Annotated in this window: 12 protein-coding genes; 5 read left to right on the forward strand and 7 right to left on the reverse strand. The window is 43.9% G+C overall.

All coding sequences use genetic code 11. The features are described 5' to 3' along the window. Positions 1–7: 7 nt before the first annotated feature. The 6 genes from GWI56_RS20025 to ccmA form a co-directional block, all read right to left on the reverse strand. Positions 8–958, reverse strand: a complete 951-nt coding sequence (locus GWI56_RS20025; protein WP_242068452.1) for an ABC transporter substrate binding protein — start codon at positions 956–958, stop codon at positions 8–10. A 196-nt stretch (positions 959–1,154) separates the two neighbouring features. Then, entirely contained in the window at positions 1,155–1,643 is a 489-nt protein-coding gene (ccmE, locus tag GWI56_RS20030; RefSeq protein ID WP_105251038.1) for a cytochrome c maturation protein CcmE, read from the reverse strand. Next, positions 1,640–1,840, reverse strand: a complete 201-nt coding sequence (gene ccmD, locus GWI56_RS20035; RefSeq protein ID WP_105253042.1) for a heme exporter protein CcmD — start codon at positions 1,838–1,840, stop codon at positions 1,640–1,642. Before ccmD ends, ccmE begins: the two co-directional genes overlap by 4 nt. Then, positions 1,840–2,586: a heme ABC transporter permease gene (locus tag GWI56_RS20040; RefSeq protein WP_105251039.1), complete on the reverse strand. Its 747-nt coding sequence runs from the start codon at positions 2,584–2,586 to the stop codon at positions 1,840–1,842. Before GWI56_RS20040 ends, ccmD begins: the two co-directional genes overlap by 1 nt. A 1-nt stretch (position 2,587) precedes the next feature. Continuing rightward, positions 2,588–3,274 (reverse strand): heme exporter protein CcmB, encoded by a 687-nt coding sequence (gene ccmB, locus GWI56_RS20045; RefSeq protein WP_006079706.1) that lies wholly within the window; start codon positions 3,272–3,274, stop codon positions 2,588–2,590. A gap of 11 nt (positions 3,275–3,285) precedes the next feature. Then, entirely contained in the window at positions 3,286–3,936 is a 651-nt protein-coding gene (ccmA, locus tag GWI56_RS20050; protein ID WP_198573867.1) for a cytochrome c biogenesis heme-transporting ATPase CcmA, read from the reverse strand. A gap of 318 nt (positions 3,937–4,254) precedes the next feature. Here ccmA and GWI56_RS20055 point away from each other — a divergent pair, with 318 nt between their 5' ends. Next, on the forward strand, positions 4,255–4,554 hold the full coding sequence (locus GWI56_RS20055) for a c-type cytochrome (RefSeq protein ID WP_105251041.1): 300 nt from the start codon (positions 4,255–4,257) through the stop codon (positions 4,552–4,554). A 61-nt stretch (positions 4,555–4,615) separates the two neighbouring features. Here GWI56_RS20055 and ccmI read toward each other — a convergent pair whose 3' ends face one another. Further along, the gene (gene ccmI, locus GWI56_RS20060) at positions 4,616–5,866 is read right to left on the reverse strand and encodes a c-type cytochrome biogenesis protein CcmI (protein WP_198573871.1); all 1,251 of its coding nucleotides are present in this window, start codon (positions 5,864–5,866) and stop codon (positions 4,616–4,618) included. Between the two features lie 400 nt (positions 5,867–6,266). Between ccmI and GWI56_RS20065 the strand changes: the two genes are divergently transcribed. From GWI56_RS20065 to GWI56_RS20080, 4 genes are read left to right on the forward strand one after another with little or no spacing between them, the layout of a single operon-like run. After that, a complete protein-coding gene (locus GWI56_RS20065; protein ID WP_113941594.1) occupies positions 6,267–8,246 on the forward strand; it encodes a heme lyase CcmF/NrfE family subunit in 1,980 nt (659 codons plus the stop codon). Between the two features lie 11 nt (positions 8,247–8,257). Beyond that, on the forward strand, positions 8,258–8,812 hold the full coding sequence (locus GWI56_RS20070) for a DsbE family thiol:disulfide interchange protein (RefSeq protein WP_198573868.1): 555 nt from the start codon (positions 8,258–8,260) through the stop codon (positions 8,810–8,812). Continuing rightward, entirely contained in the window at positions 8,809–9,288 is a 480-nt protein-coding gene (gene nrfF, locus GWI56_RS20075; RefSeq protein WP_198573869.1) for a heme lyase NrfEFG subunit NrfF, read from the forward strand. The genes GWI56_RS20070 and nrfF overlap by 4 nt, the downstream gene beginning before the upstream one ends. Next, positions 9,285–9,872: a TlpA disulfide reductase family protein gene (locus tag GWI56_RS20080; RefSeq protein WP_198573870.1), complete on the forward strand. Its 588-nt coding sequence runs from the start codon at positions 9,285–9,287 to the stop codon at positions 9,870–9,872. Before nrfF ends, GWI56_RS20080 begins: the two co-directional genes overlap by 4 nt. Positions 9,873–10,043: the final 171 nt, after the last annotated feature.

The raw sequence follows: 10,043 nt of genomic DNA on the forward strand, positions 1-10,043 counted from the left end.
TTTTTTACTATTTTACCCAAAGTGTGGTTTTCTCGATTTCTTTTGGGAGGACGATATTCCATTTAGCTAAGCCTTTCTGGCTAAACATGTATTTTCCAAGATCATCTGTTACTGGGAAAATATTTTCGGGTTTCTCGCCGCCGAGTATTTTTGTCGCCATATTCGCTGCAATCTTGCCATGATGATAGCCATCGAGAACATAGCCACCAATATTACCTTCAGCAGAGACACTAAATCCCCAAAACCCAAAATTCGGTACCGGAGTATGTTCAGATATCCATTTTAGGAGCTGATCTGCATCTACTGAGCGATTATCTGCATCTCTAACTGTGTGGTATAGCGCCACGACTATAGCGTTATAACCTTGTTCCTTCGCGGTCAATACATTCCGCTGCCAATCCGTTAGCTGTGACAATTGCACTAAATTAACTTCGATATCGCCTAACATGCTTGAGTGTTGTTTACTGATGTATTCTGCCGCTGAGTCAGAGGTGACTCCTTGGTCGAATAGAACTAAGATTTTTCTGTGCACAGTTTGCGGTAGTAAACGTTGAATGAGCAGTAGTGAACGTCGTAATAGTGGTCTCTCAATGACGCCTGTGAAGCGTTTGTGTTCATTGAGATGATATTCTCTAGGATTCATATTCACCCCTAAATAGACTACTGGGATTAGGCTGTCATTTAGGCGCTGGTGTAAGAGATTAACCGCATTATCATCGGCGAGAATAACCAATTGAGGTGCTTGTTGTTGAATATATTTCCATGCTAAGTCAGCCCGTTCAGCAAATTGCTCTTGGGGTAAGCGTTTGGTATCCATCTCGAAATAACTAACATCGTGGTGAGGGCTGAGCGTGTCATAAATCGCTTGATAGTATTCTTGGTCCCATTGATAGCTATGATGGTAGCTTTCGATAACAACAACTTTAGCAGCATTGGCTTCCTGAGAGAGGCCTACCAAGCAGATAATTAGGAAGCTTAGAATGTGTTGCAAACTAGAGTTTAGTTGTCTTATTTGAATCATATGCAGTCTTCGGTATTGGCGCTGCCTAGAGTATAGTCCACCTTTAATTGTGCATATTCAGATAATAAAAAAGCCTCACTAGTTATTAAGCTAGGAGGCTTAGTTTGTACGCTATTGCTGATCCATCAATAACCTACTTAGTATCTGGTGCCTTTTGCTGGCTATAATCTAACTTTTCGTGCTTTTGGCCCATGGCTTCAGCGACTTCTGGTGGCATGTAGTTTTCATCATGCTTGGCCAGTACTTCAGTTGCTTCTAGTTTGCCATCAGCACCCAGTACACCCTGAGCAACAATGCCTTGTCCTTCACGGAAAAGATCGGGCAATAGGTCGTCATAAGTGACCAGTACTTCACCGCCGAGGGAGTCATGTACTGCAAATTCGACATGCAAGCTTTTGGGATCTCGCACCATAGAACCTACCGTCACCATTCCGCCGACACGAATACGTTGGCCAATTTCAGGTTTTACACCAGTGTCTGTCTTGCCGTGGACAATTTCAGACGGAGTATAGAATAAGTTCAAGTTGGAGTTCAGCGCATAGAGCAAAAGCGAAGTAATCGCAGCAACGCCACCGATTAATGCTACAGCTAATGTCAGTCTTTTTTTGCGTCTTGGGTTCACGATTTAGTACTCCTGGTTTCTTTTAAGCGTTCTTCTCTATCCATCTTTTTCGCGATATCAATTAACACCTTACGCTTTTGGCGTGCGCTGGTAATGATGAGCGTAGAGAGGCAGAAGAAGGTCACTCCGTAGGATAGCCATACGTAGAATGCATAGCCGCCCATATTAAAAAAATCACTGATTGAATCGAATTGCATCATTTGACCTCCTCCGCTTTAGCTAGTTCACGGACCCAAGGGCGCATGCCATTTCTTGCTAAAATTTCTGCTCTAAAACGAACAATAGTGATGGCGCCAATCATAAGACCGAAGCCCAGTATGTTAATTAACAGTGGATAGAGCATTTCCGTCGACATTGTCGATTTCTCGGTAATGCGTATTGTCGACGGTTGATGTAATGAGCTCCACCATTCAACTGAGTATTTGATGATAGGAATATTGATCACACCGACGATCGCTAAGATCCCTGCTGCACGAGCTGCGAGCACTTTATCCTCAAATGAGGCATAGAGCGAGATCACACCTAGATATAGGAATAGTAATACCAGCTCAGAAGTTAAGCGTGCATCCCATACCCACCAAGCACCCCACATAGGTTTGCCCCATGCCGCTCCAGTAAAGAGTGCGATAAAGGTGATTACTGCACCAATGGGAGCAATAGATGCTGCAGCCCAGTCGGCAAGTTTTATTTGCCAAACTAGACCGATAAAGGCCGCTGTTGCCATACCCATATAAGCCGCCATTGACATAGACGCGGCAGGAACATGGATAAAGATAATACGGTAGCTATCACCCTGCTGGTAATCCGTCGGCGCGAAGACGAGTCCCCATGTAGTGCCAACAGCAATCAATAGACCGGCTAAGATCGCAAACCATGGAAATAACGTTCCTGATAATTTATATGCGCGTTCAGGATCCGCGTAAGGGTGTAACCATTTCCACATTTTAGTTAGTACTCACTCGCAGAGATGCACCAATTGCAAAAGGTGCTAAGGTTAACGATCCGACCAGCATAGCGCCTATTATAGCGAGCTGACCATCATAGGGTAAATTCATTCCTGCCGCGTCTATAGCACTCGTTGCAAAAATGAGTACTGGGATATATAGGGGCAAAATAAGTAAGCTGAGTAACACGCCGCCTTTTCTTAGACCGACGGTTAATGCCACACCGATAGCACCTAACAGCGACAATACTGGCGTGCCTAGCGCAAGCGTCGAAATTAACGCACCGTAGCTGTTGCCGTCTAGATTGAGTAATACCGCTAACAGTGGTGCGATAATAATCAGTGGCACACCAGTTAAAATCCAGTGGGCTAACACTTTAGCTAATACGAGAATGGCTAATGGCTGTGGACTTAATAGCATTTGTTCTAAGCTACCATCACTAAAGTCGGCTTTGAAAAGCCTTTCAAGTGACAACATCGATGCTAATAATGCGGCTACCCAAATAATCCCCGGTGCCACACGTGCTAACATTTGTGGCTCTGGTCCAATTCCCAGCGGAAACAAGGTAACGACCATAATAAAAAATAGCAGTGGGTTAAAAATGTCGCCGCGGTGGCGAATAGCAATTTTAAGATCTCGCTGCAGCAAGGTGAAAAATGCTTGGGTAAAACTGATGCCTCTTTTCATTGAGCCTGACCTTATATGAAGCGATAATCGAGACGAATTTTACGAAGCCTATCATCTGTGATAATGCCCATATCTTGGTGAGTTGTGAGGATCACACAGCCACCATTATCCGCATGCTGAATAAATAACTGCTCCAGTTCTTCGACGCCTTTTTTATCGATTGCAGTAAAAGGTTCGTCAAGGATCCAAATTTTACAGTTGCTATGCCACAATCTTGATAGCGCTGTTCTGCGATGCTGGCCTGCGGATAAATGCCCCGCGAGAGCTTCTTCAAAGCCCGTTAAATTGACTTTGGCTAAAATCTCTGACGTATCAAAGTCATCATAACCACTGATTCTTAAATTGAAATTAAGGTTTTCTTCGGCAGTCAGCTCGCATTTCACGCCAGCTAAATGGCCTAAATACAAGAGGTCTTCATTGTATTCATCGCGGCAACGGTTTATGTCTTCATGAATGTAAAAAGTTTGTCCGGCATAGGGGCGAGAAAGGCCCGCCAATATGCGTAATAAACTGGTCTTGCCTGCGCCGTTAGGGCCTTCAATCTGAACAATGTCACCGGCATTTATATCAAAACTTAACTCATCAAAAAGAATGCGTTCTTCGCGGATACAGGTCAGCTTGCTGGCTGACACTAATGTGGTTTCTTTAGTTATATTTGTCACTGAACCCTCTATCTCAAGCCGGAAGGAAACACAAGTCATTCTAACACAAACGTTATTGGGGGTTTACTCTTGGTTTGCACTAGATGTCAGCAATATGATGTGGTTCCAATAACCGCAATATTTATCGAACTTTTTTACGACTTGCTAATATATTAACGAATTTGTCATCCTTGTCGCCTGATTCATTTTGTGTTGAGATTCTAATCACAAAAAGATGAGATTTCTTGAAGTTTGTAGTAATCTTAGTCGGCTATAATGAGTCTGCCTAAGTAAGGGCGGCGCCGAGCTTTGTACGTATTTGCATTAGGAACATTGAACATGAAAAAACTGTTAGCAATGACTGCTGTCGCTGCTTTGACTATGTCAGTTAACGCTTCAGCTCAAGATGCTGAGGCTATTTATAATAAGGCATGTACCGTATGCCACAGCATGGGTGTTGCTGGTGCTCCAAAAGTGCACAACGCTGCAGAATGGGAACCACGCTTAGCTAAGGGTGTTGACGCTCTAGTGAAGAGTGTGAAAACTGGTCTGAATGCTATGCCACCAGGCGGTATGTGTACTGATTGTACTGATGATGATTACAAAGCTGCTATCAAATTTATGTCTACAGCTAAGTAATTTTTCAGATATAAAAAAACCGGCGAAAGCCGGTTTTTTTATATCTGCAATTAACTGCGATTTATTGCACTTGAGTATCAAGTACTAGGTTCGCTGTATCGCCTACGGCGACTTTACTGATCTTGCCTTGAATATCACCCGTTTGCGGTTTGATATTACCTTGTTTAGACAGCACAGCAATCACTTCCACATTGGCTGCATCGCTTAACTTCACATCACCACCCATACCGCTGCTGTCATCTAATGTCACTGTAATCGGGAAAGACTTAGCACTGACTTTGGTTGCAGCTAATGGGACTTTAGGTCCTTCAGTTGCACGGGCAAAGATGAAAATGGTGTCTTCTGGACTGGCTTTAGCCGCAAGTTCTGCAGAGATAGATATAGTGACATTGACCGATTTAGCACTCGCTTTGACTTGCTTATGTGCATCATCATTTGGCATGCCAGCGGTTTCCGACTGCATGCGTAAGTTAGCGGTTTCGATTGCATTCATAAGAGCTGCACGATCAACGTCGGCACGACCGCTATCTAAAATCGTTTGCCAAGAGTTGATGGCTTTCTTGTAGTCAGCAGTAAAGAAAGCATCCATACCCACGAGCAGTAGCGTTGAAGGATCTTGGGCATCCATAGCTAAGGACTCATCGATAAGAGCTTGGATTTGCGGTGTCATTTGTTGACCCGCTTTGTAATACATCGCCGTTGCTTTTGGACCGAGCAATTCTGCATGCTTTCCGACTAATTCGATTACTTTATCGAAAGCCGCAATAGCTTTATCGTATTGGTTTGCTGATACATAAGCATGACCTAAGCTAAACCACAGTTGGCTGTTTTCTGGCTCGGCTTTAACTTGAGCTTCCATCATCTGCACGCGTTGCATCATGATTTGAGCCGTATCCATTCCTGCATGTGGATTTGCAGGTTGTTGAGCACTATCAATATTCTCGAAGGCACCTAAGTGTTGATAGAGATAGCCTGAGATGACAATCAAACAAACTGACATGATCGACGGCCACAGAATCGTCTTTGGCTTTATTTGGTTGACCAGTGAATCGTCGTTCGCTTGTTTGATGTCTTGGAGTAGACTGATTTCCAGTTCTTTCTTCAACGCATCAAATTCGGCTTGATCGAGTAGCTCTTCACTTAATTCTTTTTCAAGAACGCCTAAGCGCTCATTGAACAATTCAAGGTTCGTTTGTTTACGAACTCCAGCTTCTTCCGTTTTCAGCAATTTTTGCTGTCTGAAGTGCGGGATCCAAATCAGCATCAGGCCGACTAACATAACAAGCGCAATAAAAATCCAAAATGTCGTCATTGTTTCTATATTCACTTTAGTTTGCAGAAAGCGGAGTAACCGCTAGGCTTGGAAGCAAGATTATACGTAAAGATTGTTCATTGAACAGTAATATAAGGTAATCCCAGTGCTGAAAGCATATAGTTGGGCACTGGTTCACAAATTGATTCTTCTTGTAAATTTTGTATGAAACTTAAGTGTCATTTGTCGGTCACATGCAGAACTGAGCCTCTTCCGTGACTTTCATCGACCTCTAAAATTGAGAATGAGACAAGTAACCCAGTTTTGTACGAAAGAGGCAGACAGGAACAATAGCAAATACTAAAATGAGCAAAATTTCGTGCATTTGCGTGAATAGCATGTTGTGCGTTGAGATAGAGTCTTTCTAAATCAACATATTATTGAAGACTGAGGAAAACCCATGATCCCAGAACTTGGACACTTTGCGTTGATAATAGGGGTGGCTTTTGCCTTCTTATTAATCAGCGTCCCCCTAATAGGTGTTGCCAGAAAAGACCAATACCTTGTTAGGTACGCTTGGCCATTAACGTACGGAATGTTCTTTTTTATTACCTTATCTGTTGTCGTGCTGGCTTATAGTTTTGCCGTCGATGATTTCTCGGTCGCCTATGTGGCACATCATTCAAATTCTCAGTTACCTATCTTCTTTAAGATCTCGGCCGTATGGGGCGGTCATGAAGGGTCACTGTTATTTTGGGTGTTTGCTTTATCAACTTGGGCGGCTGCGGTTGCCTTGTTTAGCAAAGGTTTAGAAGAAGTGTTTACTGCTCGTGTGCTGGCAGTATTGGCTCTTATTGTGATTGGCTTTAGTTTGTTTATGCTACTCACATCTAGCCCATTTGAACGTTTATTCCCGATCCCTGCCGAAGGTCGTGACTTAAATCCAATGCTGCAGGACGTGGGATTAATCTTCCATCCTCCTATGTTGTACTTGGGTTATGTGGGCTTCTCTGTAAGCTTTGCATTTGCGATTGCTGCGCTGATGAGCGGCCGTCTCGATTCTGCATGGGCTCGTTGGACTCGTCCATGGACATTGGCTGCTTGGACCTTCCTTACGGGCGGTATCGCACTAGGATCTTGGTGGGCTTATTATGAATTAGGCTGGGGCGGTTGGTGGTTCTGGGATCCTGTTGAGAACGCCTCTTTTATGCCTTGGTTAGTGGGTACTGCGCTTGTTCACTCTTTGATTGTGACTGAGAAACGCGGCGCCTTCCGTAACTGGACTGTATTACTGTCTATTTTCGCTTTCTCTTTAAGTTTGCTTGGTACCTTTATTGTTCGCTCTGGTGTATTAACCTCAGTGCATTCATTCGCAGCCGATCCAAGCCGCGGTATGTTCATCCTGTTGTTACTTGGTTTAGCTGTTGGCGGTTCATTAACACTGTTTGCTTTACGTGCCAGTGAAATGAGTAGTCCTGCCCGTTTCGAGCTTAAGTCTAAAGAAACTATGCTCCTAGTGTGTAACGTGCTACTGACGGTTGCCGCAGGTACGGTACTATTGGGTACATTATATCCATTGCTCATCGACGCGCTTGGCATGGGTAAGATCTCTGTTGGACCCCCATACTTTAATGCGGTGTTCGTGCCTATCGTATTAGTACTATTTGGCTTTATGGGTATTGGTCCAATTATTCGTTGGAAAAAATCGAAAGCGGGCGAGCTTAAGCGTCAGCTATTGATCCCAGCAATGATTGCTGCTGCTATCGGTATTGTGACTCCTTTTATCGTCGATGGTGCATTCAATATTTGGGTTGCCTTTGGTATTGCTGCCGCTGCTTGGATTATTCTGGCTACCGCAAGAGCGGCCTATAACATGGTCAAGTCGAAAGAAGGTGATATCAGCATCAGCCGCATGGGCCGTAGTCAGCTTGGTATGATCTTTGCGCATCTCGGTATTGCCGTTTCTGTGATTGGTGCCACTATGGTGTCAAATTACTCGATTGAGAAAAGTGTTCGTATGGGACCTGGTGTAAGCCAAGAACTTGCCGGTTATACTTTTAAGTATCTCGAGACCAAAAACGTAGTGGGTCCTAACTACACTGCACAGCAGGGACAGATAGAGATCTACAAGGGCGATGAGCTACTGACATTACTAAAACCAGATCGTCGTCAATATAATGTGCGAACTATGGATATGACAGAAGCCGGTATTGACTGGGGTCTATTCCGTGACTTGTACGTAACTATGGGTGACCCTATTACCAGCACTGAATTTGCGGTTCGTTTAAACTATAAGCCGTTCGTGCGTTGGTTATGGTTTGGGGCAATTTTCATGATGATAGGTGGATTCTTCGCTGCATCGGATAAACGTTACCGTGCGAAAGTCACTGCAGCCGTCGCGCCTTTGGCCGAAAAGGCAAAATTGGCAACGGCTCAATAATTGGGGAATGTATGAAGAAGTTGGTTCTGTTTATCCCATTGGTCATATTTCTCGCCATGGGGGTGTTTCTATATAAAGGGTTATTTCTGAATCCGCAGCAATTGGATTCAGCACTGGAAGGGAAGCCTATTCCGGCTTTCCAACTGGAACGCCTAGAAACACCGGCTGAGATCATAACGAATGAGCAATTAAAAGGTAAGGTATCATTACTTAATGTATGGGCGACGTGGTGTCCATCTTGTAAATATGAGCATCCTTTCTTAGTGATGCTAAAACGTAAAAATCTTCTGCCAATTTACGGGATTAACTATCGTGATGAGCGTGCTCCTGCGTTAGAAGAGTTAAAACGTCAGGGCGATCCCTACAACGTTAATATCTATGATAAAGATGGGCGTTTAGGATTAGATCTTGGCGTTTATGGTGCACCAGAGAGTTTTATTGTTGATCACAACGGTATTATCCGTTTCCGTTATGCAGGTCCAATAGACCAACGCGTATGGAGTGAAACCCTTTACCCTATGATCCAACAATTACAAGCTGAAGCAGCGAAGGATGGCGCAGCATGAGAACGCTGATTAAAATCATGGGTGGTCTAGTGCTGATGTTCAGCATGACGACTGCCGTCATGGCAACACCAGTTGATACTTACGAATTCAAGTCGCCTGAAAATCAAAAGCGTGGTTTGTCTTTGGCCCATGAACTACGTTGTCCACAGTGTCAAAACCAAAATTTGATCGACTCCAATTCACCCGTTGCTCGAGATCTGCGTCTTGAGGTATTCAAGATGGTTGACGAAGGAAAAGGGGATGATGAGATCATCGAGTTTATGACCAGTCGTTACGGTGAGTTTGTTCTTTATAAACCTAAGATGGAAACCAAGACCTACATTCTCTGGTTAGGTCCTATTGGTTTATTACTTCTGGGTCTAGTGATTGGATTCATCTTCATTCGTAAGCAACGTATTGGCGGTAATGTGCCGAACGAAATTAGCGCAGAAGATCAGCGCGAGTTAGATACCTTGCTAAAGCGCAATACAAAATGAAGCATAAAGTCATAACGGCATTCATGTTGTCATCCATTCTTTTGGTATTTGTTGCTGGGGTCGCGCATGCGTACCCTGGTATGCAGCAAACGGCTAAACCGATGGAATCAACGGTTGATTTGATCAATGTACTGCCAAAGACTTTTCCTATTGAGCCTGTTGCCTTTAATGATGTCGATGGTAAAGCTATCGACTTCAGCCAATTTAAAGGCAAGATCATTATGGTTAACATGTGGGCGACTTGGTGTCCGCCATGTGTCAGAGAGTTGCCTGCAATCGAAAGGTTAGCAACTAAGTTCAAGACTGAAGATTTTGTCGTGCTGCCTATCTCTATTGATGCAGAAGGTAAGCAGCAGGTTCAGCCGTTCTTAAGTTCATTGGGTATGGCGAATTTCAACTCTTACTACGATCAACCACAAAGTCTTGGGAACGTTTTTCCGCTCGACACGATTCCTGCGACCTTTATTCTTGATCAACAGGGTCAATTAATTGCCTTTGTTCGATCCTATGTTGATTGGGATGACGTAAAAGCTGTCTCGCTAATCCAAGGTTTTATCGATAAAGGCAGCAAAAAGCACAATTAATGGGCACTTTGCATGTAAAATAATCGCCATCGTTTAAAAGATCGCCATGCGATCTTTTTTCATTTAAAAAGCCCTTGCACAAAAAGTTTCACTGCCTATAATGCGCATCCACTGACACGGCAGACAGCGTTAAGCAGCCTGATGTGACAGTTCATCGATGAGTTTACTGAT

It is taken from the genome of Shewanella sp. DW31, from assembly GCF_015767295.1.
GTDB lineage: Bacteria > Pseudomonadota > Gammaproteobacteria > Enterobacterales > Shewanellaceae > Shewanella > Shewanella oncorhynchi.